Below are 21,992 nucleotides of genomic sequence, written 5' to 3'. Positions count from 1 at the left end.
TGTCGCCAGACAGCCTATGTTTGGGTCATATGACCGAAGAGAGGTCACCTTTCTTTTAAAGGATTTAAGTCATATCCATTTAGAAGATACAACAGAAAACAGAGAACATGCCATTCAATCAGGTGCTCATTATAGTGAAACCTTACCAATAGAATACCAGCCACCAAAAGCGTATATCGATCTTTTCTTTCGTTCTTTAGACGAATTTAAAGAGAAAGTGGCTTTAAGTATAGCTGTTGTAGCAGAACAGATTTATGCAGCTAAAGGCAAACAGACAGTTTTGGTTTCACTAGCGAGAGCAGGTACACCAATAGGCATTTTAATTAAAAGATATTTGTTTTTTAAATACCATGTAGATTTGCCGCATTATAGTATTTCTATTATTCGCGATAGAGGAATCGATGAAAATGCTCTTCACTATATTTTAGAAAAACATTCAACGGGAATGATTCAATTCGTAGACGGTTGGACAGGAAAAGGTGCCATTTCGATAGAATTAACAAATGCTTGCCACTTATTCTTTCAGAAATATGGAGTGAAAATTGATGATACATTGGCTGTTTTAGCTGACCCTGGCCATTGTACAACCGTATTTGGAACGAGGGAAGACTTTTTAATTCCGAGTGCTTGCTTAAATTCAACTGTTTCAGGACTAGTCAGCAGGACGGTTTTAAATAATCAATGGATTGGTGAAAAGGATTTTCATGGGGCGAAATATTACCATCATATGATTGATGAAGATTTATCAAACATCTATTTAGACAAAATAACTCAGCAATTTCAAAAAGTTGTATCTATTGCAAAGCAGGAAGCAAGTAAAATAGTGGATGAAAATTACGGAGCGACCTTTTCAGGTATGAATGAAATACTAAGAATCCAAAAGGAGTTCGGTATCGAATCTTCTCATTTCGTTAAACCAGGTGTAGGTGAGACGACGAGAGTAGCTTTAAGAAGGGTACCTTGGAAAATACTGATTAAAGATAAAAATAGTCCTTATCTAAAACATTTGTTTGCACTTGCTGAGGAGAGAAAGATTGAATTGGTTCATTATCCACAAATGAGCTATACATGTTGTGGGCTAATTAAGAAGGTTATCCAATGAGAGGAGGAATTTTTGCCTCAGATTTAGATCGGACATTAATCTATTCAGAGACAGCGATATCGCAATTGGAAGCAATTCCAAGTAAATCTGCAACCGTTGTTGAATATAAAAATAATAAAGCTTTATCTGTGATGAGTGATCGTGCCATAAAATTATTACAACAAATTCGCAATACCCTTCTGTTCGTGCCAATTACTACACGAACACGGCAACAATTTGAGCGGATTGAATTTCCTTTTAGCCATCGTTATGCAGTTGTTGCCAATGGCGCACAAATTCTATATAACGGTCAGCCTTTGCTAAATTGGGAAGAAAGTATCAAGCGAGAAGTCTATGATAAGAGTGGAACGAAAGAGAAACTCTTGAATCATTTAATCCCATTTAAGATAGAGGGTAGATTGCGTGAAGCAGATGGGTGGTTTTTCTACTATGTGCTAATGGAAACATTGCCAGATTGCCAATTGGCTGAAATACGCCTAACGGCAGAAGGGCTTGGATGGCGTATTTCTTTGCAAGGTAGAAAATTATATTTTATACCAAATGCGATTAGCAAAGGTAGGGCACTACAGTATATCGCAGAAAATGAAGGGGCCCAGTATTTATTCGGAGCAGGCGATTCATTATTAGATTATGACTTTTTAAAAATTTGTGATGAATCATTTGTTCCTGCTCATGGAGAACTGGCTCAACATTTAAAAAAGTCTTCCCATTGGTTAACAAAGGAAAAAGGGATGCTGGCAACAGAAGAATTCCTTACTAAAATACTTCAGACAGTTACCAATCCTTTCGACCGGAGAGAAAGATCCGATTTACAACAGAAAATACAACCAATCCAGCTGTGATAAAGAAAATAAAGATCATGCTCGTGTAGAAAATGGACTGGTGAACTGTATAAGTGAATAATGAAAGAAAGGCAGCCAAAAAGAGTAAATCAAGCATTATAAATATTGAGGAGTTTAAAGTTCGTTCCAGTATTTTTAATTCTGAATCGATATTAGGTAACTTGGAACGCTTCGCTAACATTCTCATTTTTAATCCATCCTTTGATTACATTTATCCTTTCGTTTGAAGCAAATACAGGTATCCTTAGTAATGCAACTATATGCATAACCACAGTAAATGGTGAAAATGGCAGAAGCCCTTATTCAATAGCTTCAAATCGTAACTATTTATGTTAAGATGAAATGGATACGTGTTTATAATCATTGTTTCTAAAACAACAATATATATACAAAATGAACCTGTAAGACGAATGTATTAAAGGGAAGGGATCAGTCAATGAATGTCACTCATAGTCATGTGAAAAATATCCGAATGGCAGTTACATATGAAGGGTATAAAGAAGCATTAAAAACGCCACTAAATGAAAGGCCGATGTATGAGGTGGCCAATCGTACACTTACTTATAATCAAATCTTTCTCCGGTTATTAGGTGTACCATTAGACGAGGATGCCTATTATAATGAACTGTTTGACCTAGCTAATGATCCAACGATCGATATTTCAGTAATTGGTGAAGACTATTTAGACAAATCGATGAATAATGAACATTTTAAGTCCATCCAAAAGGTTATTAATATCCATAGAGATCAGCAGCTTTCAATTAATCGATTTGTCGCTTTTTTAGATGGGGAAGGATTACTACTTCGTTCAGAACGACCAGCTATTCAGCGTAAAATCCGCGAAGCATTAATGGAAACATTACAACTTTTCTCTAATAAAGAGGAAGGTGGGCTTAAGCATAATGATTTGCGTAGAATCTTAACAGATCTTATTAAATGGTCTCATAACCATTTGGGAGAAAGCTTAACCAACGCTGATTTAACAGTAAAGCTCCCGAAATTTATTTGGTATGGACCTTATAAAAAAACGCATGCTTACTTTATTTACTATTTACTTTCGCTCGGTTGTGATGTGATTTACATATCACCTAGTGGAGAAGATGCGTTTGCCTCGTTTCAATTAGATTGGGCAAATACTCCGGTACATCATTTTCAAAATAAGAATGAGGCTGAACCTTTTCCAACTGAAAAGCGACGAAGAAAATCGACCGTTGCCTATCGTGCATCAAAAGAAATAGAATCGATACTTAATCAAGATGGATCAGGTATTTTTAAGCCATGGCAATTACGAGAATATTTGCCCGCGTCGCTGACGTTGAAAACAACTTATGATGAACTTTTTCTACTTGTTAAAGAAAAGGCGATGATTCGCCCTAATTTTGATGTGGCAGACAAGGTTGTGAAAATTCCGCACGTATTTGCAAAAATTCAAGGTGTCAGTAGAGACCGCAAAGAATACTGGGAAAGGCTTCACACACTTGAAGAAAACGATCATAGTTATTTAATCCGCTCTTTTCCTTTTTCAAAAGGGGTGAGCAGCGATTATCGCTACCATTATCGTAATGCACTTGATCAAGACGGATTAGTTGATCCAGATAAAGTGATGAATGCTCATTTTTGGACTTACAAGCATTTACCTAATGGCTTACAGCAAGGGATAGCCTATGCGATAAGAAAAATTTGTGAAAAATCATTATTAAAAAAACAAGCAAATGAATCTGAAGAAGATTTAAAGGTTTATATTTTTGCTCAAAGTATGCAACTCCAAGGTAAGATGCTACAACTCATTCAACGTTTTGATTATTCACAAGATGTACCTAAGCTTATCTTATTTAATAATGAATTAAATGGCTTAATGAGTCGCCATGATGCCGTATTGCTACTTTTGATGAATCAGTTCGGTGTGGATATCACCGTTTATAATCCAGCAGGACATAAAGATATTGAGAATTATATTGATGAGCGTTTATATGATGTTCATTGGTTGGAAGATGTCATTTTTGAATTAGAGTATAAAGAACCATCTTTCATAAAATCTGCACTAACTAAATTTTTCAAGAAGTTATAAAGGAGTGAAATAAATGAATTCATCTGATATGCAAACGAATTTGGATGTCATTTCAACAAACCCAGAAGACAAGTTAACAGAAGCATCTGCGAGTCAAATTAAACTAGCTTTAAGAGAAAATAAAGAGGTTCAACAACTCTCTGCCTCAATAGACGAGCGCGATCAAATCCAAATTTTGGAATTTGGTAAAGAACCAGCTGAGGAGATATCCAAGTTTTCTGATCAAATTCTCGGCAATATGAGAACAACAAAAGTAGAGGATTCCGGAGAATTATTGAAACAGCTTGGAAAAATTATGGATCAGTTTGACCCGAAAGATTTTGAGAAAGAAAAGCCAGGTTTCTTTGATAAACTCTTCAAAAAGGGCGAAAAACTTATTGAAAAGTTGTTTGGAAAATACCAAACAATGGGCAAGGAAATCGATAAAATTTATGTTGAAATCTCTAAATATCAAAATGAAATGGTTGAAGCAACTACTACGTTAGATAGGATGTATGAGGAAAACTATCAATATTACCTTTCCCTTGAACAGTATGCTGTTGCTGGTCAGATGAAATCTGATGAACTCAAAGCCAATCAATTGCCACAATTAGAGCAAAAAGCAATTGCAGGTGATCAAATGGCCTCTATGCAATTAGATACTCTAAGAAATGCAGTCGAATTATTAGATCAACGAGTGTATGATTTAGAAATGGCGAAAATGGTTGCATTACAAACGGCACCACAAATCCGTATGCTTCAAAGAGGGAATACGAAGTTAATTGGGAAAATTAATTCAGCTTTTGTGACGACGATTCCAATCTTTAAAAATGGACTTATTCAAGCGATGGCAGCGAAAAGGCAAAAGCTCGTTGCTGATTCGATGAGTGAATTAGATCGCAGAACAAATGAAATGTTAGTTAGAAATGCGCAAAATATATCACAACAAAGTACAGACATTGCAAGACTTGCTGGTGGACCAAGTATTAAGATTGAAACAATTGAACAGTCTTGGGATATCATCATGAAGGGGATGCAAGAAACAAAGTCGATTGAGGAAGAGAATCGCAAATTAAGAGAAGAAGGAACGAAAAAATTAGAACAGCTGCAAGATAATTTTCGCAATATGAAAAACAAGAGATAAAAAAACAAAGGGGAGATAAACAATGGCGATTAGTTTACAAAAGGGAGAAAGAGTAGATTTAACAAAAGGGAATCCAAGTCTTTCAAAAATACTTGTTGGTTTAGGATGGGATCCAGTAAAGCAAAAAAGTAGTGGTGGACTATTAGCTGGTCTCTTTGGAGGCGGTGGGGGTGTCGATATCGATTGTGACGCTTCGGTTATACTGCTTGGGGATAACGATAAATTACGTAACAATAAAGATGTCATTTATTTTGGAAATTTAAAAAGTGGTGATGGAAGCATTCAACATACCGGTGATAATTTAACGGGCGATGGAGATGGTGATGATGAACAAATCCTTATCGATTTGAGTCGTATTCCTAGTCATATCCATAAACTTGTATTTGTTGTTAATATTTATGATTGTGTAAAACGAAAACAACATTTTGGTATGATTCAGAATGCTTTTATTCGCATTGTCAATTCAATTAATCATCAAGAGTTAATTCATTTTAACTTAACGGAAAATTACGATGGGAAAACAAGTTTAGTTGCTGGTGAGATTTACCGCCATGGTCAAGACTGGAAATTTGCAGCGGTAGGGAATGGTACGCAAGCTGCTAGCTTAAGCGATATTGTTCGTTCTTATTCATAAGTGTGCTAGATTAAAAGGGCTGATCTTTGATTAGTCCTTTTTATATTTAATGAAAATCTATGATATAATTAATAGACTAGTAATGATACGATTAATGATAGAAAAGGGAGGAACAGCTATGAAAAAGTGGATATTTACAGGCTTATTTTTAGTTGTTTCCTTAACATTAATGGGAAGTTCACAAGCCGATATCGGTGCGATTCAGTTAAAGAACTATCCATATTCTTCAGAACTAAAGCAAGCAGTTGATCTTACATCAGCGGATTTGTTAGGAGAGATTGTCTTATTACCAACAGAATCTTTTGATGAAATAGAAGCAGCTGCCATCATATCCCGCTTGGACCAATTACCGTCTACCTTATTACAAAAAATAGACAATCAAAATATTAAGATTAAGCTTTTTTCAGGCAGGTTGACAGAGAATCCTAGCGTAAAACATCTAACTGGAATGATTCCACGTGGATATACTTCATCAACGACATGGGATCAAGTTCCAGGCATTGGTGGAGGGAAAACAGTGCTTGTAAAAATAGGCTATAGTGACCAAGGGATGGACCATGGCTCCGTTAATTTGGAATTACATGAGCTGGCACATTCCATTGATCGTTATATCTTTGAGGAAATCCGTTCGAATAGCCAATTTATTCGTATTTGGCAAGAAGAGCAACCACGATTATTTCCAAATGACTCCTATTTCTCTACGTTTTCCGAAGAATATTTTGCTGAGAGTTTTGCCCTTTATTTTTTGAATGTAGAAACGAGAAGTTACTTGTATGAAAATGCGCCAAAAACGTTTTCTTTTATTAGACAAATGGCCCATAATCATTAAGATATAAAGTTTAAGAGGTGAGTATCATGGAGAAACATCCAGAACAGGCATATTTAGACATGCTACAACATATTTTAACAAATGGACAAAAGAAACAAGATCGTACTGGTACTGGAACTTTAAGTGTTTTTGGCTATCAAATGCGTTTCGATTTAAGTCAAGGATTCCCATTATTTACAACAAAGCGTGTACCGTTCCGTTTAATTGCAAGTGAATTACTCTGGTTTATTAAAGGTGATACAAACATTCGCTATTTATTGCAGCATAATAACCATATTTGGGATGAATGGGCGTTTAAAAAATGGGTTGAATCAGATGAATATAACGGTCCTGATATGACAGACTTTGGTAGACGTTGTTTAATTGATAGCGAGTTTAATGAAATCTATCAAAAAGAATTACAACAGTTTTGTGAAAGAATCCTTACTAACGATGAGTTTGCAGAAAAATACGGAGATTTAGGAAATGTATATGGAAAGCAATGGAGAAATTGGACTGCTTCAACTGGGGAAGAGCTTGACCAGTTAAAAGATGCGATAGAACAGATAAAAAATAACCCTGACTCAAGACGAATCATTGTGAATGCATGGAACCCTGAAGATGTGATCAATGCAGGTGGAAAAGGAAGCAAAGCTGCATTACCTCCTTGTCATGCCATGTTCCAATTTTATGTCATAAATGGTAAGTTGAGTTGCCATCTATTACAACGCAGTGGCGACACCTTCTTAGGGATTCCATTTAATGTGGCTTCCTATTCGTTGCTCACTCATTTAATTGCTCATGAGTGTGGTTTAGAGGTTGGTGATTTTGTTCATACAATCAGTGATGCGCATATTTATTCGAATCATCTTGAGCAAGTACAGGAACAATTATCAAGAACACCAAAGGCATTGCCGCAACTACGAATTAATAACAATAAAACCTCGATTTTTGATATAGAAATGGAAGATTTAACAATTGAGGGCTATGATCCTCATCCAACAATTAAAGCCCCAGTTGCCGTTTAAGTAGACCAAGCACTCATCATGGGATGAGTGCTTTTCTTTTGCTGAGAAGCTTTATTATTGGATTTTCTTTTCAAGTGCAGAGAATTATATTAAACTTATAATTAATTGCTAGTGCCGATTGGAGGATATGAAAATGATTTCATTAATTTGGGCAATGAGTGAAAATAGAGTGATAGGAAAAGATAATCAGTTACCGTGGCATTTACCAGGGGACTTGCAGTTTTTTAAAGAGACGACGTTAGGTCACCCAGTTGCGATGGGGAGAAGAACATGGCTCTCACTTGGAAGGCCACTTCCAGGAAGAGAAAATATTGTCATTACTAGGAATACAGATTTTTCTCCAGAGCAAGCAACAGTATTAAATTCGATTGAACAATTAATTACATACAGTCAAGAAAAACAGCAGGAAGTTTTTGTCATTGGTGGAGCGCAAATTTATCAATCTACTTTACCTTATGCAGATAAGCTCTATATTACCAAAATTCATGCTGAAATCGAGGGTGACACAAGCTTTCCATCATTCGACCTCACCGAATGGAAACAAGTGTCCGTCGAGAAACGAAGCAAAGACGAAAAAAATGCTTACGATTACGAATTTCAAGTATATGTTAGAAAATAAAATAGACGGCTTCTTTATGAGCCATTAAAAACACGAAGTGGCTTCGTGTTTTTTTCATGGTCTCCTATGAAGTATTTGTTCTTTATCTATTTGCCTACCCTAAAACAGGCAAGGAGTAAGAAAATGCATTATGCGGCGTAACTATAAACGTTAAGCTATTAATCTCTTTTTTTGATTACTTAAGAATGTCCAAAAACAATTATATGTTATGGGTGGGTACACCTACATTTATCTTTTTTCTGGTGATTTTATAAAATAATATCATTTCTACCAGTTGTCATCTTTTTTCTTCTGACTCTTGCATGTAAACATGACATTGCCAATTTGCCCTCATACCATGAATAACGTAAAATCACATTTGAAAAAGCGTTCATCCCAGTTTTTACTTCTAAAAAATCGTGCAACCCATTATTGCTCGGGAACAATTATAAGTGTATGTACTCCAAGTCTTATGCCCGATTCACTATAATCTCCTCATCAATTTTTTTCTATGAAGTAAATGATTATTATTCCATATATAGGAAATTAAAAAATCAGAAATAAAGTAACCGTTTTCATTTTTAAAAAAACATGAATTTTTAAAAAATTGTGCATCAATCTATTATTCTCATGTTATAATGTACAAATTACAAAAGGAAAAGGGATGAGTTGGCAAATGGAACAGAGAGCAGTGAAAGAGAAAATGGTGCAATTGGAGGATATCTTAATTGCGTACCAGCACTTAAAGGATATCGTTGCCCATACACCGCTGCAAAAAAATAATCGCTTGTCTGAAAGATATGAGTGCAATGTGTATATTAAACGGGAAGATTTGCAACATGTACGCTCTTTTAAACTAAGAGGTGCCTATTATTCAGTGATGTCATTACCAGAGGAACGGATAAAGAACGGCGTTGTTTGTGCAAGTGCAGGCAATCATGCACAAGGGGTTGCCTATGCTTGCCATCGATTAGGTATTAACGGGAAAATCTTTATGCCCGCAACTACACCTAAACAGAAAGTAAGCCAAGTTGAATTATTCGGCAAAGATTCAATTGAAATTATTCTTGTTGGCGATACATTTGATGATTCATTCGCTGAGGCTCAGGCTTGCTGTAATCAGGAAGGGCGCACATTTATTCATCCCTTTGAAGATGAGCATGTGATAGCTGGTCAAGGAACTATTGCTGTTGAAATGCTTCATGATTGCGATGAACCAATTGATTATGTTTTCGCAAGTATTGGCGGGGGCGGATTGATGTCTGGTTTGTCCACGTACATTAAAAGTGTGTCACCTTTAACGAAAATGATTGGTGTCGAGCCTGAAGGAGCTTCTTCGATGAAGGAATCCGTTCAACAAAATCAAGTCGTGGCCCTAGATGAAATTGATAAATTCATCGACGGTGCAGCAGTTAAAAGAGTGGGTGAGATGACATTTGATATTTGTAAACGATATGTAGATGACATTATTAGCGTCCCAGAAGGAAAAGTTTGTACAACAATATTAGAATTATACAATGAGCATGCAATTGTTGCCGAACCAGCAGGAGCATTATCAATTGCAGCTTTAGACTTTTATAAAGATGAGATTAAAGGAAAGTCAATTGTATGTGTTTTAAGCGGTGGAAATAATGATATTGAAAGAATGCAGGAAATTAAAGAACGATCCTTGTTGTATGAAGGGTTATTGTATTATTTTATTGTTAATTTCCCTCAAAGAGCAGGGGCATTACGAGAGTTTTTAGATGAGGTGCTTGGTCCTACGGATGATATTGTAAGATTTGAATATACAAAGAAGAACAATAAAGGTAGTGGTCCAGCTCTAGTCGGTATTGAGCTAAAGAATCGACGTGATAATCATAGTTTAATCGAGCGCATGAATAAAAAAGGATTCTCTTACCAAGAAATTAACAATGATGAAAATTTGTTTCATCTTTTAGTCTAATGATTGTTAGGAATTAATTGACTTTTCTTTTAAAATAACGCTATAATGGGGATGGCTTGAACAACAGTTTAAGGGGATGTTTTTCATGTTTTCAAACATAGGTTTTCCAGGACTTATTCTCATTCTTGTGCTGGCACTCATCATCTTCGGTCCAAAGAAATTACCCGAAATTGGTCGCGCGCTAGGTGATACATTAAGAGAGTTTAAGAAATCTACGAAAGAATTAGCCAATGACGATGATGCTGAGAGAGAGACAATGAATAAAAAGGCCTAATCGATAGGGCTACATATAGTTATGAAAATGAATAATTGTGAAAATTAGAAACATGTATTAGTCAAAGTAATCAACTACTTTTGACCTAACCACATGTTTCTCGTTTTTTGTGTAGGTTTTCCATTTTGTTCGTCTTTAAATAGTGGACAAAAGTGAAGCAAGATTCAACAGGTTAAATTGAAAACGAAGCAGGAGTAGGTTATGAAACAAGAAGAATTGAATTATATTGAGCATCTAGAGGAATTAAGAAAGCGGTTAATTCTTTGTTTAGTGGCATTTGTATTGTTTTTTATTGTCGGTTTTCTGTTCGTCGATCATATTTACCAATGGTTTGTCCGTGATTTGAAAGAGCAGTTAATTGTACTTGGACCAAGTGATATCATTTGGGTGTATTTTACGATTGCTTCTGTTATTGCCATAGCTGGGACAATACCAGTTGTGGCATTGCAATTATGGCAATTTGTTAAACCTGGACTTGTGCCTAAAGAGAGAAAAATTACATTAGCTTACATTCCAGCTCTTTTTGTATTGTTTTTAGTTGGGTTAAGCTTTGGTTATTTTGTCATTATGCCTACATTGTTTAACTTTTTGACGGGGTTAAGTGAAGGTATGATGGAAATGAGTTTTACGGTAGATAAGTATTTTCAGTTTATATTTCATATGACGTTGCCTTTTGGAATACTATTTGAATTGCCAGTTGTGGCGATGTTTTTAACATCCCTCGGGATGATTAACCCATACGTGTTAACAAAAATCAGGAAATACGCTTATTTTGTTCTTGTAGTGATTTCTGTTATTATTTCACCACCTGATTTAATGTCAGATATTATCGTCAGTATTCCGCTTCTTGTCCTATATGAAATCAGTATTACCTTATCAAAAATCGTTTATCGCAGAAAGTTAAAGAAAGAACAATTAGAAGCATTGGAAAGCTCCTCATCATAATTTTAATAAGCACAAAAAATCTAGAAGAATTATTAAACGAAATGATGTATAATACGATTAAACGGGTGAAAATGAGGATTGATATTTTGATATGTAAAAGCCTAGAGTTCAGAAATGTATTTGGACAGAAGGTGAAGATTACAGAGATTCCTTTAGTGGATAAGGATAGTCCTTGTTTTTTCTTAGTACACATTCGACTACAGCAGTTTGTAACGAAAATTTATCATACGGAACATTGTAAGACAACTGTGTACTCATTTAAAGAGTATTTAAAACGTGTGATGAAGTGGTCAGATGTTGAGATGGTATTTCAAACAAAAGAATTAAAAAGCAATGCATGATAGATCCCGTAAAGGGGTCTTTTTTTAGTGTAGTGAACAAGTTGAGAAAGTTATAAAAAGGGTCCACATAGTTATAAAAGCTAATATGCCTGTGAAATCATGTATTTTAGTTAACATTTATTTTGAAAGGTTTTTTGTTTTGTTTATTGATTATTTGTCCAGTTTACCTAACTAAAAAAACATTAAATAAATATAATAATCTTTTTTATTGTAATTTTGACAGTATAAAGACGTTTCAACATAAATCTTTTAATCGCAGTGATATACATGTATAATGAAGGTTGAATTGCTATGATAGGACGTGAATGAATGACTAGAATAAAAATTGTAACGGATTCAACTGTTGACTTATCAGCTGAAATGATTACAAAGTTAGATATAGCTGTTGTACCATTATCAATTAATATTAATGGACAATCTTATGAGGACCGTGTCGATATTACGCCCCAAGAATTTCTGGATTTAATGCGACAGTCTGATGAGCTTCCTAAAAGTTCTCAACCTGCAACAGGGACATTTGTAGAATTGTATGATCAACTAACCAAAGATGGTTACGACGAAATTATTTCTATCCATATGACTGGAGGAATGAGTGGGACAGTTGATTCTGCTCGAACTGCTGCAGACATAACAGAGGCCAATGTGACTGTTATTGATTCTCGCTTCATTTCAAAAGCGTTGGCATTTCAAGTCATAGCTGCTGCTGAACTCGCAGATAAGGGAGAAGATTACAAGCGTATTATCCAGAGAATTCAAGAAATTCAAGAAAATACGAAACTTTATGTTGTTGTAGACACTTTGGAAAACCTGATTAAAGGTGGAAGAATAGGCAAAGGCAAAGGTTTAATTGGCTCTCTATTAAATATTAAACCGATTGCTTCGTTAGCAGATGGCGTGTATACACCAATAACAAAGGTACGAAGTCACTCTCAAGTGATAAAGTTTTTATCCAAACAATTAGTAGAAGATGCAAAAGGAAAGACGATTAAAAGTGTAGGAATTACCCATGCGGGTGGTTTAGAATTAGCAAGAAAACTGAAAGAAGTAATCAGTGAATTAACAGGCTTTAATCATGTAACAATAGAGGATACAACACCAATTATTAGTACCCATACTGGTGAAGGCGCAATTGGTTTTTGTTATCACATCGAATAACCTTTAAGCAGTAAATGCCTCTTCTATTCGATTATTAGAAGAGGTATTTGCATTATTTTCCTTTGTTCACATAGATGTCATACTTTTTTCTTCATTCAAACAATTTCGTTTGGTACATTAATGTTGAATTGATAAATACATAAAAGCAGGTGAAAGTGTTGAAAAAATTAGCCGCGGTTATTGGTCTTTTTACAATTATTCTAGCCGCTTGTGGCCAAAGTGGTATAGAAAATGCACTAAACTATGATGTGGGAGATTTTAATTATACTAATCAAGACAATCAGGCTGTAGGTTTAAGTGATTTAGAGGGGAAAGTATGGATAGCTGATTTTATTTTTACTAGCTGTGAAACGGTCTGTCCACCAATGACATATAATATGAGTCAATTGCAAGATAAGGTTAAAGAAGAAGGGATTGAAAATGTAGAGTTTGTTTCTTTTAGTGTTGATCCAACTGTGGACAGTCCTGAGGCATTAAAAGATTTTGCGAACAACTATGAAATAGACTTTTCAAACTGGCATTTTTTAACGGGCTATACCCAAGAAGAGATTGAAAGCTTTGCTGTTGATTCTTTCAAGTCATTAGTAAAAAAACCAAAGAATGATGATCAAGTCATTCATCAGACTTCAATTTATTTAGTCGATCAAAATGGTGTGGTTATGAAGGATTATGATGGTGTATCCGATGTTCCTTATGAAGAAATCATTGCCGATATAAAAAAAATTCAATAATTTCATTCAACAGATCTTAGAAGCAAGACCAAGCCTAAAGTGTAAACTCAAAGCTTGGTCTTGCTTCTTTTTTGTGCTAATATATTTACCTCTTTAAGTGTTGCTTTTAACTTCATTTCATAAGAGTATCAAGTGAAAAATTGTTTCTTCTGTACCCATAGATGGTATTTTATTTAAATTATTCTCTTCATTTAAGTTTAATAGTGGTTAAAAGAGTATAATTTAATATTATTAAGTAATCACACTTTTTTATGTGATTACCACAACATGATATAATGAAACATACTTTAATAAAGAGGTGAGAAAGAATTGAAAAGAATATTCACCTTATTACTATCAATCATGGTTCTATTGGCGGGTTGTAATACCAATGCGATGACAAGCGATAATGAGGCCGCTGAAGCAAAACAAATGGAGGATTTAACTAAACAAGATATTCCTGCAGAATTTTTCCCCATTGATTTAAATGTCGTATCAATAGGTGATTCATTGACCCAAGGTGTAGGCGACACGACTGAAAGTGGTGGGTATATACCCTATTTAGAGAAGCTCTTAGAGGAACATCGGTCGATTAATTATACAAGTTTTATTAATTATGGTGTAAAAGGGAATCGGTCAAACCAATTATTAGAACGGCTTAATATGGACAAAGTAAAAAATGCGGTAACAGAATCGGATCTCGTTATTATTACTATTGGTGGCAATGATATTATGAAGGTAGTCAGATCTAATTTTACCAAATTAAATGTAGCTGCTTTTGAAAAAGAACAAGATGTTTTTGAAGATAATTTAAATACAATTCTACATACCATTCGCGAATATAATCCGAAGAGTACAGTATTATTAGTGGGATTATATAACCCTTTTTTAGAATGGTTTTCAAGCATTAAAGAGCTAAGTTTGATCATGCGTCAGTGGAATATAGCCAGCCAACAAGTACTAGGTGAGTATGAGAACATGTATTTTGTAAATGTAGATGATATTTTTGAAACGAGTGAAGAAAATCTACTATTCACAGATCATTTCCATCCTAATGATCGAGGATATGAATTAATGGCAGGGAGAATTTATCAAGTTTTAGATCAAATAGGAATTAAGTCTGTCATTGAAAATAAAGAGAATTAAGGGGGAGCTTCATTGAAGGGGAATAAATGGAAAGTGCTTTTCTTAGGGCTACTGGGTATAATCATTCTATTTGCGCTTATTTTATTTATTATGGTTAGTATTCCAGCGAAGGATGACCCTTATGAAAGTGTGCAATTAAATGAGGCGGATTACGCTCCATTTCATATATCAACAAATAAAAATGATTTAAACCTATTAATTAATCATTACTTAGAGGAAGAAATTTTAGACGGAGGACTGGACTATGAAGTAAGGTTGGATGATGAAGTGAATTTGTACGGCACCTTACCGGTATTCAGTCAACAGTTGCGTTTAAGAATGTCTTTTGAACCCTCTGTATTACCAAACGGGGATGTTGTATTGGAACAAAAGGATTTATCTATTGGCCAAATGGATTTACCGATCTCCTTCTTACTCAAACTAATTAATAATCATTATAAAACACCAGATTGGGTAGTCATCCAACCAAATGAAGAGAAAATCTATGTAGCGTTAACAGAAATGGATTTAAAAAGTGATATAAAAGTAAAAGTGAATGAATTCAATTTAGAAGAAGATGATATTGACTTTACTTTATTAGTACCGGTAAAGTAAGCATTAACCTGTAGCGAGTACTCTTATTGAGTAATATACCAGCTACAGGTTTTAATATGAACGAATAAGAAAAGTTCTGGCAGTTATTGAATAAGTACCATTAGTTCTAATGGTGGATCTCCTGTCACAGAACCAAAGATATAGATAAGATGTTGCTTTTGAGGCTGTAGGGGAAAGCGAAACGATGTGAGATAATCTCTATAAGGGTAACCGTAAATACAGCCTTGAAGCATACTAGGCGAAAGATTCATCCATTTACTCGATTGCTTGTATTGTATGAGTGGCAATTCCTCACTTTTGGGTGCTAATATTACCGGTTTGAATGATGGACCATCAGCTACCAGATGAATAAATTTTGCATTGAGTGAATTTGGTATAGCGATACTAGTTGGTGTATCAGTATATTTCATGTCATTTGCTTCACCTGAGAGTGCGATATTATGCAATGTTTCGGGGAGGACTTCAATTTTTCTACTAAGTAAAGATGAGACCATGACGTCAGTTGGATAAATATCAATATGGTAACTAGAGGCAGGTAATGCAAGTTTATTAGTCAATTGTTTATAAGAAATTTGTTTGTATATCTTGACACCATTTATAAAGATATCTATCATTTTGCTACTTGAAGAGAGATGAAAGAATTGGATATAGCCTAATGCATCTAAGTTCTGATTCAGTAGTTGAATGGCAGGTGACGACATTTTTTGTAAGACCTTTTGCTCTGAAGATGATTGCTGCACCATTAGTTAAGCCAACCTCCTTACTTATGATTTTTCATTATTGTATTCATCGAAATGTTTAATGCGCTAAAAAATTATAGAGAAGAGGGTTTCGGAGACCATAAGTAGAAATTGAAGGTTGTTTATTTGCATCTACATCCACTTTTCTTTATCTTAGTGTTACAAGCTATTTCTTTAAGAGCTAAGGAAAATAAAAATGAGGTGTGACAAGATGGCGAATAATAATGAGGAAAAAGCGACATTTGCCGGTGGTTGTTTTTGGTGTATGGTTAAACCATTTGATGAGTTACCGGGCATTAAAGCGGTAATATCTGGTTATACCGGCGGTGATAAAGAAAATCCAACTTATGAAGAGGTTTGCTCGGAAACGACTGGTCATTATGAAGCGGTGCAAATCACGTTTGATCCAACGATTTTCCCGTATGAAAGATTACTTGAACTGTATTGGCAACAAATTGATCCAACCGATACTGGTGGTCAATTTTACGATCGGGGCCAATCTTATCAGACGGCTATTTTTTATTATAATGAACAGCAGAAACAATTGGCCGAAGCTTCAAAAGAAAAATTGGAGAAAGAGGGGCCCTTTAAAGATCCAATCGTGACAAAGATATTACCAGCAAAAGCTTTCTATCCTGCAGAGGAGTATCATCAACATTATTATAAGAAAAATCCAACTCATTACCAGGCTTACCATCAAGGCTCAGGTAGAGCAGGGTTTATTAAACAAAATTGGGGTGAGAAAAAAGATGAGTGAGAAAAAAGATTTGAAGAATAAATTAAATGAGATGCAATTTTATGTCACACAAAATAATGGTACGGAACCGCCATTTAGAAATGAATACTGGGATGAATTTAGAAAGGGAATTTATGTTGACATCGTCTCAGGTAAGGCGTTATTTAGTTCAACCGAAAAGTATGATGCAGGCTGTGGTTGGCCAAGTTTTACCAAACCAATAGAAGAGAAAGAAGTATTAGAAAAAGAAGACCACAGTCACAATATGGTTCGAACAGAGGTTCGTAGTAAGGAAGCTGATTCTCACTTAGGTCATGTGTTTAATGATGGGCCAGGTGAGAATGGATTAAGATATTGTATTAATTCAGCCTCTTTAAAATTCATACCATATGAAGATATGGAGAAAGAAGGCTATGGGCGTTATCTGAAATTATTTGCTGAAGAAGCTTAATATAAGTGTATTTAGACCAAGGGGGATTCACTTTAGTTGATTCCTTCTTTTCATTTCCCAAGAAATCTTTTTCCGCTTGTGGAAAGGTTTTGAAAATGGTAAATTTATTGTAAAGTAAATATTATTTAAGAGGTGATGGATGCATCCATGAATGATCAAATGTTTAAAAAGAACTATTCGATGCAAACCTTACATAAAGCATTACAAATTCTACGATCTTTTTCTTATGAGCATAAAACTTTGTCATTAACAGAATTACATAAACGTACGGGTCTATCTAAACCTAGTTTGCAAAGATTGCTTTCTACCCTTGTTTATGAAGGCTTATTACATAAAAATGAAGAAACAAAAAGATATCAGTTAGGATTAGAGTTATTGTTTTTAGGTCATTTAGTAGAAAAAAACTCAAGTTTTTTAAACATAGCCGCCCCGGTAATGAAAGAAATGTGGGTGAAAATAGAAGAGTGCATTAGTTTAAATGTGATTGAAAACGAAAAAAGAAAGTGTATAGATTTTATCGCAAGCAGTCATCAACTACAAACAATGATTACGGTGGGACAAGAATCACCACTATATGCAGGCGCTTCAGCAAAAATATTATTGGCTTATTTCCCAGCAGACATCCAAAGAGAGTATTTAGCAAAAATCCAATTCGAACCTCTTTCAAGTACGACGATTATTGATAAAGATGTCTTATATGAGGAGCTACAATCTATTCAACAAAGAGGATATGCCAAAAGCAATGGTGAAAGAGTGAAAGGTGCGATTTCATATAGTGCACCGATATTTAATCCTCAAAATGAAATTTTAGCAAGTATATCTATTACCATCCCGTCTGTTCGTATTGATGATTATGAAGAAGAAGAGCTAGTTGAAACTGTCATTGAAGGAGCCAGGATTATAACAGGTAAGATACAGAAAAATTAGACTGATGTTATTTACTTCAATATCCCCCCATAATCATTTAATTTATCGCGCCATATAGAATGTACATGTGCTTGTTTTTTATTGGCAACGCCCTCTTTACTATAGATTTCTATCCAAATTTGCGGTCCATCAATACGAAAGTAGCTACCCGGTCGCTTGATTGAAGTTGAACCAGCCCAAGCAATCGTCGTTTTCTGAAGTTGTTCCTGAGATAAATACGTGTGTAGCAATGCCTTTCTTGCTTCATAAGGTGCATGAGCGACCCATTCCTCAATCATGTGTTTTACTTGTATTTGTTGCTCTGTATTTAGATTTTTTATAAGTAAACCTTCTTGAGTGGGAAACGATTGGTCATTTCCGGGGCCTAGTAAAATGTCGTTAAACTCATCATTAAGTTTACTTTGCTGTTTTTGCTCATTACATAAAGATAGTAAGAGTGCATGGACAGCATTTACTTTTGCATTCATTGGATGATACGTACGATTATTTATTTGAAAAATACGAGGTTGCGTCCCCGTAAACTCAGGGGTAATCGTCGTTTTTGAACGGTTAATGAAAATATTCTCTGCAAGATGATGCCCTGTTAGTTGAATCATCCAAGGTTTTGTAAAGGAAGGGTTTCCATGTATAGAGATATAATATTCTTGTGCCCCCCATTTAAATGGAGGGTTCTTGATTGTTGTTGATAAAAAGTAATCAGCTTTAATGATTTCTGTCATATGCTCAAAGCCAAGTGGACTGAGATTTGCTTGAAGTAATAACATGGCGAGTATAAAACTTTGTGTATTTAGTTCAGACAAGGGAACGCCATTTCTACTTGCTTGATTAATAGGTAGATTAGACCATCTATGTGCAATTGCCTTATTTAATGGAAGGATCATTTCTTCTTTTTGTTCTTCATTTAAACTTTCGAAAAGTTGATGAGCAAGTTTAACTGATTCTTCCTTACTCGTAATATGGGGTTCATCTAAGATATGGTTGAGTTGTTCAAGAATGTAGTCTTGTTCTTGTAATTCTGCCGCTGTTGGAGCAAAAGAGGCAAGCACATGATTGGAATATATGAAGGCTATGAAAACGAGTAATACTAAACATCGATACATGAGAAAAACTCTCCCTGTCCTTTTTTTGTTAATGTGTGTAAAGGAAGGAGAGCTCATTCACTTATTTTGAAAAACGGTCTAGTTCGTACCCTCGGTAATGATCGTTGAAAGAAATATCTCCGCTTTACCTGACTCATTAAAGATGGATTTTTGCTTGGACACAGTAAATGTAACTTGATGAATACCTTTCTCTAAACCGCTTGATATATATAGATATCTTTCTTTTTCTAAAGGCCACCACGTTGATAATGTTCGTACAGGCTGACCGTCAATATAAATATCGAGCATGCCTCCTGCAGGGTGACTCTTCACTTTCATCCCGAGAAAAGTTCCAGAGAAGGAAAATTTGATTGTTTCTCCAGCATCTTCACTATACCAGTAAATACCTTTATATGGATGACTGGCATGTGTGTAGGCTGAAGATTGTGGTAAGGCGATATTTACGTCATCATGAAGAGGAGCAGCTAGTACAGCTATTTGCGTATCCTGATTCATCAAATTTTGTGTTTCTTGAAAAATCGCTTCGGCATAAAGTTGATAGCCTCTATCGTTTGGATGTACAAGGTCTGTCGTTAATTCAAAGGCAGAATAAGTTGATTCATTAAATACAGGTCGTAAATCAATATTTTTAGCTAAATAATGGGCTGAGATATCTGTGATCTTTTGAATGAATAATTCATTATCTAAAGGTGATTCTGTTAATGTATATATTTCTGTATCAGGATAATCTTTCTTTACTTGCCTTAGAAGTCCTTCATAAAATTGGGCAAACTGCTTTTCATTCATATATTTTCGGTCATTTTCCCCGAACACAATAAAAGTTAAATCGATGCTTCCTAGGTGCGGAGTGGCGTTCAGCTTATTTAACCCTTCAAAAGCAGTGCTTCCGCTTTGTACAACCATATGACGTTTAAAATCAACATCATATGTATCTTTCATTTTATTTTCCCATATTTGAAACCATCTTTTATTTGGCTCTGATGCTCCTGATCCTCTACCAATACTATCACCGATGATTAAATAGTTAATTGTTTTTTCGCTTCCTACTTTTTCATAAAAATTCTCTACTGATTGATCTCCCTCCACTTTAGGTTCTTGAAAGAATTGAAATAAAAATATAAATCCAATACATAACATGGAACATAGGAGGAGTGATTTTCTTTTCATTCTTTGTACTCCTTTAAATATGACAATTTTAGATTACCCAATTTATCTTGTAATTAAATTGTATGAGATGAAAACGCTTTACGTCTAGAGGAAAAAGAAAAAAACTGACATTCTAAAAAAATTGGGCAAAAACACATGCAGGACAAGAACCTATGTCATATGATGATTTTGAAAATGCCTAAAACAAAAAGAGGAGTGGAATGATTATGAATTACGGATATGGATGCGATCCTTGTGCTCAACAAGTTCAACCTTATTATAGCTATCCAGTAGGTGGATACGGTGGTTGTGGAAATGGAGCATTCGGTGGCTTTGCGTTAATTGTAGTATTATTTATCTTGTTAGTAATCATCGGTGCTAGCTGGTGTGGTAACTGGTAATAATAAAGAATAAGGAGGGGCTTTTAGGAGTCTCTCTTTTTTCATCAACATATTTGTCAGTGAATAACAAGTGAAAAATCGTTGAGCGATTATAAACAAGATTTCATGTATCTTGTCGAAATTAGATGAAAATTACGGTAAAATAGAAAGAAAAAAGTGGATGTGTACATAGATGTTTCCAAAGAGATTACAATCAGGAGATGAAATCAGAATCATTGCTCCTTCAAGAAGTATGGCTGTCATAAAGGGTGAACAAAGAAGATTAGCAGAAGAACGGTTAGCTAATTTAGGATTTAAAATAACATATGGTCAATATGTCCTCGAACATGATGATTTTTTTAGTACAAGTATTGAGCAAAGAGTGGCAGATATACATGATGCGTTTCGTGACCCGAATGTTAAAGCGATTATAGCTGGTATAGGTGGTTATAATACCAATCAATTATTAAAATCAATTGATTATTCATTAATCAAGAACAACCCAAAGGTTTTTTGTGGGTATAGTGATATAACAGCATTGCTAGCTGCCATTCATCATAAAACGGGCTTAATTACATACTCCGGCCCTTTCTTTGCTGATTTTGGTATAAAATATGGGTTTGAATATACACTCAATAGCTTCCTTCAAGCAGTAACGACTGATGGCATGTATGAAATTGAACCTTCGGATAAATGGAGTGATGATCCATGGCATCTGGAGCAAGATGAAAAGCAGTATATAGCATCCGAAGGCTATCTTGTTCTTCAAGAAGGAGAGGCAAGCGGAAAATTAATAGGTGGAAATTTATCAACATTAACGTCATTACAAGGGACAGAATATATGCCTTCATTGAAAGGTGCGATTATCTTTATAGAGGATAATGAAGAATCACATCCCTTTCTTTTTGAACGGGGGCTGCAATCTTTGCTACAGCAAAAAGATGCGAATGAGATAAAAGCGATACTTATCGGGAGATTTCAAAAGGAATCACAGGTTACAGATTATTTCTTAAAGAAAATGATTGAATCGAAAAAGGAAATTAGCGGTGTTCCAATTATTGCCAATATTGACTTTGGACATACAAATCAAGCAGCGACGATTCCGTTTGGGTCGTATGCTACCATTAAAGCGGAAAAAGAAGATGTGGAGATTTTTGTAGGTGAATAGATAGGGAAACAGTGTACTCATGTAATTGGGT

The 21,992-nt window shown here is 35.0% G+C and carries 24 protein-coding genes; 21 read left to right on the top strand and 3 right to left on the bottom strand.

All coding sequences use genetic code 11. The features are described from left to right. Positions 1 to 16 precede the first annotated feature (16 nt). From MKX83_RS14680 to MKX83_RS14605, 16 genes are all read left to right on the top strand, one after another. Complete coding sequence (locus MKX83_RS14680) at positions 17 to 1,102, top strand: cysteine protease StiP family protein (protein WP_322909684.1); 1,086 nt, start codon at positions 17 to 19, stop codon at positions 1,100 to 1,102. Then, entirely contained in the window at positions 1,099 to 1,944 is an 846-nt protein-coding gene (locus tag MKX83_RS14675; protein ID WP_341056033.1) for an HAD family hydrolase, read from the top strand. Before MKX83_RS14680 ends, MKX83_RS14675 begins: the two co-directional genes overlap by 4 nt. Positions 1,945 to 2,380: 436 nt before the next feature. Next, positions 2,381 to 4,012 carry a YceG family protein gene (locus MKX83_RS14670; protein ID WP_341056032.1) on the top strand — a complete coding sequence of 544 codons (1,632 nt, stop codon included), beginning with the start codon at positions 2,381 to 2,383 and terminating at the stop codon, positions 4,010 to 4,012. A gap of 28 nt (positions 4,013 to 4,040) precedes the next feature. Next, positions 4,041 to 5,135 (top strand): toxic anion resistance protein, encoded by a 1,095-nt coding sequence (locus MKX83_RS14665; RefSeq protein ID WP_370873270.1) that lies wholly within the window; start codon positions 4,041 to 4,043, stop codon positions 5,133 to 5,135. Positions 5,136 to 5,157: 22 nt separating this feature from the next. Further along, positions 5,158 to 5,769 carry a TerD family protein gene (locus MKX83_RS14660; protein ID WP_341056029.1) on the top strand — a complete coding sequence of 204 codons (612 nt, stop codon included), beginning with the start codon at positions 5,158 to 5,160 and terminating at the stop codon, positions 5,767 to 5,769. 118 nt (positions 5,770 to 5,887) lie between these two features. Beyond that, on the top strand, positions 5,888 to 6,598 hold the full coding sequence (locus tag MKX83_RS14655; protein ID WP_307313209.1) for an anthrax toxin lethal factor-related metalloendopeptidase: 711 nt from the start codon (positions 5,888 to 5,890) through the stop codon (positions 6,596 to 6,598). Positions 6,599 to 6,624: 26 nt separating this feature from the next. After that, the gene (locus MKX83_RS14650; RefSeq protein WP_307313211.1) at positions 6,625 to 7,605 is read left to right on the top strand and encodes a thymidylate synthase; all 981 of its coding nucleotides are present in this window, start codon (positions 6,625 to 6,627) and stop codon (positions 7,603 to 7,605) included. 133 nt (positions 7,606 to 7,738) lie between these two features. Next, the gene (locus tag MKX83_RS14645; RefSeq protein WP_095372864.1) at positions 7,739 to 8,224 is read left to right on the top strand and encodes a dihydrofolate reductase; all 486 of its coding nucleotides are present in this window, start codon (positions 7,739 to 7,741) and stop codon (positions 8,222 to 8,224) included. A gap of 655 nt (positions 8,225 to 8,879) precedes the next feature. After that, entirely contained in the window at positions 8,880 to 10,148 is a 1,269-nt protein-coding gene (gene ilvA, locus MKX83_RS14640; protein WP_095372865.1) for a threonine ammonia-lyase IlvA, read from the top strand. 85 nt (positions 10,149 to 10,233) lie between these two features. Beyond that, on the top strand, positions 10,234 to 10,422 hold the full coding sequence (locus tag MKX83_RS14635; RefSeq protein ID WP_095372866.1) for a twin-arginine translocase TatA/TatE family subunit: 189 nt from the start codon (positions 10,234 to 10,236) through the stop codon (positions 10,420 to 10,422). A 201-nt stretch (positions 10,423 to 10,623) separates the two neighbouring features. Next, complete coding sequence (gene tatC, locus MKX83_RS14630) at positions 10,624 to 11,367, top strand: twin-arginine translocase subunit TatC (protein ID WP_341056027.1); 744 nt, start codon at positions 10,624 to 10,626, stop codon at positions 11,365 to 11,367. An 86-nt stretch (positions 11,368 to 11,453) separates the two neighbouring features. Further along, positions 11,454 to 11,708, top strand: a complete 255-nt coding sequence (locus tag MKX83_RS14625) for a DUF2535 family protein (protein WP_095372867.1) — start codon at positions 11,454 to 11,456, stop codon at positions 11,706 to 11,708. Between the two features lie 309 nt (positions 11,709 to 12,017). Continuing rightward, on the top strand, positions 12,018 to 12,863 hold the full coding sequence (locus tag MKX83_RS14620; RefSeq protein ID WP_307313220.1) for a DegV family protein: 846 nt from the start codon (positions 12,018 to 12,020) through the stop codon (positions 12,861 to 12,863). A gap of 149 nt (positions 12,864 to 13,012) precedes the next feature. Next, on the top strand, positions 13,013 to 13,594 hold the full coding sequence (locus MKX83_RS14615) for an SCO family protein (RefSeq protein ID WP_370873261.1): 582 nt from the start codon (positions 13,013 to 13,015) through the stop codon (positions 13,592 to 13,594). A gap of 309 nt (positions 13,595 to 13,903) precedes the next feature. Further along, the gene (locus MKX83_RS14610) at positions 13,904 to 14,719 is read left to right on the top strand and encodes an SGNH/GDSL hydrolase family protein (RefSeq protein ID WP_233435227.1); all 816 of its coding nucleotides are present in this window, start codon (positions 13,904 to 13,906) and stop codon (positions 14,717 to 14,719) included. Positions 14,720 to 14,731: 12 nt separating this feature from the next. Further along, positions 14,732 to 15,313 carry a YpmS family protein gene (locus MKX83_RS14605; RefSeq protein ID WP_095372869.1) on the top strand — a complete coding sequence of 194 codons (582 nt, stop codon included), beginning with the start codon at positions 14,732 to 14,734 and terminating at the stop codon, positions 15,311 to 15,313. 83 nt (positions 15,314 to 15,396) lie between these two features. Here the strand turns inward: MKX83_RS14605 and MKX83_RS14600 are convergent, their stop codons facing one another. Then, positions 15,397 to 16,056, bottom strand: coding sequence for a DUF4397 domain-containing protein (locus MKX83_RS14600; RefSeq protein ID WP_341056025.1), 660 nt, complete (start codon positions 16,054 to 16,056; stop codon positions 15,397 to 15,399). A 208-nt stretch (positions 16,057 to 16,264) separates the two neighbouring features. On the opposite strand from MKX83_RS14600, the gene msrA reads away from it, so the two are divergent. The 3 genes from msrA to MKX83_RS14585 all read left to right on the top strand — a co-directional run bounded on the left by msrA (position 16,265) and on the right by MKX83_RS14585 (position 18,167). Then, on the top strand, positions 16,265 to 16,810 hold the full coding sequence (msrA, locus tag MKX83_RS14595; protein ID WP_095372871.1) for a peptide-methionine (S)-S-oxide reductase MsrA: 546 nt from the start codon (positions 16,265 to 16,267) through the stop codon (positions 16,808 to 16,810). Beyond that, the gene (gene msrB / locus MKX83_RS14590; RefSeq protein ID WP_095372872.1) at positions 16,803 to 17,240 is read left to right on the top strand and encodes a peptide-methionine (R)-S-oxide reductase MsrB; all 438 of its coding nucleotides are present in this window, start codon (positions 16,803 to 16,805) and stop codon (positions 17,238 to 17,240) included. The genes msrA and msrB overlap by 8 nt, the downstream gene beginning before the upstream one ends. A 147-nt stretch (positions 17,241 to 17,387) precedes the next feature. After that, complete coding sequence (locus tag MKX83_RS14585; protein WP_180316955.1) at positions 17,388 to 18,167, top strand: IclR family transcriptional regulator; 780 nt, start codon at positions 17,388 to 17,390, stop codon at positions 18,165 to 18,167. Between the two features lie 11 nt (positions 18,168 to 18,178). Here MKX83_RS14585 and MKX83_RS14580 read toward each other — a convergent pair whose 3' ends face one another. After that, the gene (locus tag MKX83_RS14580; protein ID WP_341056023.1) at positions 18,179 to 19,267 is read right to left on the bottom strand and encodes a DUF3500 domain-containing protein; all 1,089 of its coding nucleotides are present in this window, start codon (positions 19,265 to 19,267) and stop codon (positions 18,179 to 18,181) included. 78 nt (positions 19,268 to 19,345) lie between these two features. Continuing rightward, positions 19,346 to 20,434 carry a GDSL-type esterase/lipase family protein gene (locus tag MKX83_RS14575; protein WP_341056022.1) on the bottom strand — a complete coding sequence of 363 codons (1,089 nt, stop codon included), beginning with the start codon at positions 20,432 to 20,434 and terminating at the stop codon, positions 19,346 to 19,348. Between the two features lie 206 nt (positions 20,435 to 20,640). Between MKX83_RS14575 and MKX83_RS14570 the strand changes: the two genes are divergently transcribed. Continuing rightward, positions 20,641 to 20,814: a YjcZ family sporulation protein gene (locus MKX83_RS14570; RefSeq protein ID WP_095372875.1), complete on the top strand. Its 174-nt coding sequence runs from the start codon at positions 20,641 to 20,643 to the stop codon at positions 20,812 to 20,814. Between the two features lie 172 nt (positions 20,815 to 20,986). Continuing rightward, positions 20,987 to 21,961 (top strand): S66 peptidase family protein, encoded by a 975-nt coding sequence (locus MKX83_RS14565; RefSeq protein ID WP_340975324.1) that lies wholly within the window; start codon positions 20,987 to 20,989, stop codon positions 21,959 to 21,961. The last annotated feature ends 31 nt before the right edge of the window (positions 21,962 to 21,992 follow it).

Source organism: Cytobacillus sp. FSL M8-0252, assembly GCF_038007345.1.
In the GTDB taxonomy this organism is placed as follows: Bacteria; Bacillota; Bacilli; order Bacillales; family Cytobacillaceae; genus Cytobacillus; species Cytobacillus kochii.
Note: the sequence above shows the minus strand (reverse complement) of the source record. Positions and strands in the feature narration are given on the sequence as shown.

Excerpts from the sequence above, each read along its gene's own strand:
- MKX83_RS14650 (WP_307313211.1), top strand. The coding sequence starts at position 6,625 with ATGGAGAAACATCCAGAACAGGCATATTTAGACATGCTACAACATATT.
- MKX83_RS14575 (WP_341056022.1), bottom strand. The coding sequence starts at position 20,434 with ATGAAAAGAAAATCACTCCTCCTATGTTCCATGTTATGTATTGGATTT.
- MKX83_RS14680 (WP_322909684.1), top strand. The coding sequence starts at position 17 with ATGTTTGGGTCATATGACCGAAGAGAGGTCACCTTTCTTTTAAAGGAT.
- MKX83_RS14600 (WP_341056025.1), bottom strand. The coding sequence starts at position 16,056 with ATGGTGCAGCAATCATCTTCAGAGCAAAAGGTCTTACAAAAAATGTCG.
- tatC (WP_341056027.1), top strand. The coding sequence starts at position 10,624 with ATGAAACAAGAAGAATTGAATTATATTGAGCATCTAGAGGAATTAAGA.
- MKX83_RS14665 (WP_370873270.1), top strand. The coding sequence starts at position 4,041 with ATGCAAACGAATTTGGATGTCATTTCAACAAACCCAGAAGACAAGTTA.
- MKX83_RS14635 (WP_095372866.1), top strand. The coding sequence starts at position 10,234 with ATGTTTTCAAACATAGGTTTTCCAGGACTTATTCTCATTCTTGTGCTG.
- MKX83_RS14660 (WP_341056029.1), top strand. The coding sequence starts at position 5,158 with ATGGCGATTAGTTTACAAAAGGGAGAAAGAGTAGATTTAACAAAAGGG.
- MKX83_RS14585 (WP_180316955.1), top strand. The coding sequence starts at position 17,388 with ATGAATGATCAAATGTTTAAAAAGAACTATTCGATGCAAACCTTACAT.
- MKX83_RS14580 (WP_341056023.1), bottom strand. The coding sequence starts at position 19,267 with ATGTATCGATGTTTAGTATTACTCGTTTTCATAGCCTTCATATATTCC.
- MKX83_RS14655 (WP_307313209.1), top strand. The coding sequence starts at position 5,888 with ATGAAAAAGTGGATATTTACAGGCTTATTTTTAGTTGTTTCCTTAACA.
- msrA (WP_095372871.1), top strand. The coding sequence starts at position 16,265 with ATGGCGAATAATAATGAGGAAAAAGCGACATTTGCCGGTGGTTGTTTT.
- MKX83_RS14565 (WP_340975324.1), top strand. The coding sequence starts at position 20,987 with ATGTTTCCAAAGAGATTACAATCAGGAGATGAAATCAGAATCATTGCT.
- msrB (WP_095372872.1), top strand. The coding sequence starts at position 16,803 with ATGAGTGAGAAAAAAGATTTGAAGAATAAATTAAATGAGATGCAATTT.
- MKX83_RS14645 (WP_095372864.1), top strand. The coding sequence starts at position 7,739 with ATGATTTCATTAATTTGGGCAATGAGTGAAAATAGAGTGATAGGAAAA.
- MKX83_RS14670 (WP_341056032.1), top strand. The coding sequence starts at position 2,381 with ATGAATGTCACTCATAGTCATGTGAAAAATATCCGAATGGCAGTTACA.
- MKX83_RS14675 (WP_341056033.1), top strand. The coding sequence starts at position 1,099 with ATGAGAGGAGGAATTTTTGCCTCAGATTTAGATCGGACATTAATCTAT.
- MKX83_RS14620 (WP_307313220.1), top strand. The coding sequence starts at position 12,018 with ATGACTAGAATAAAAATTGTAACGGATTCAACTGTTGACTTATCAGCT.
- MKX83_RS14570 (WP_095372875.1), top strand. The coding sequence starts at position 20,641 with ATGAATTACGGATATGGATGCGATCCTTGTGCTCAACAAGTTCAACCT.
- ilvA (WP_095372865.1), top strand. The coding sequence starts at position 8,880 with ATGGAACAGAGAGCAGTGAAAGAGAAAATGGTGCAATTGGAGGATATC.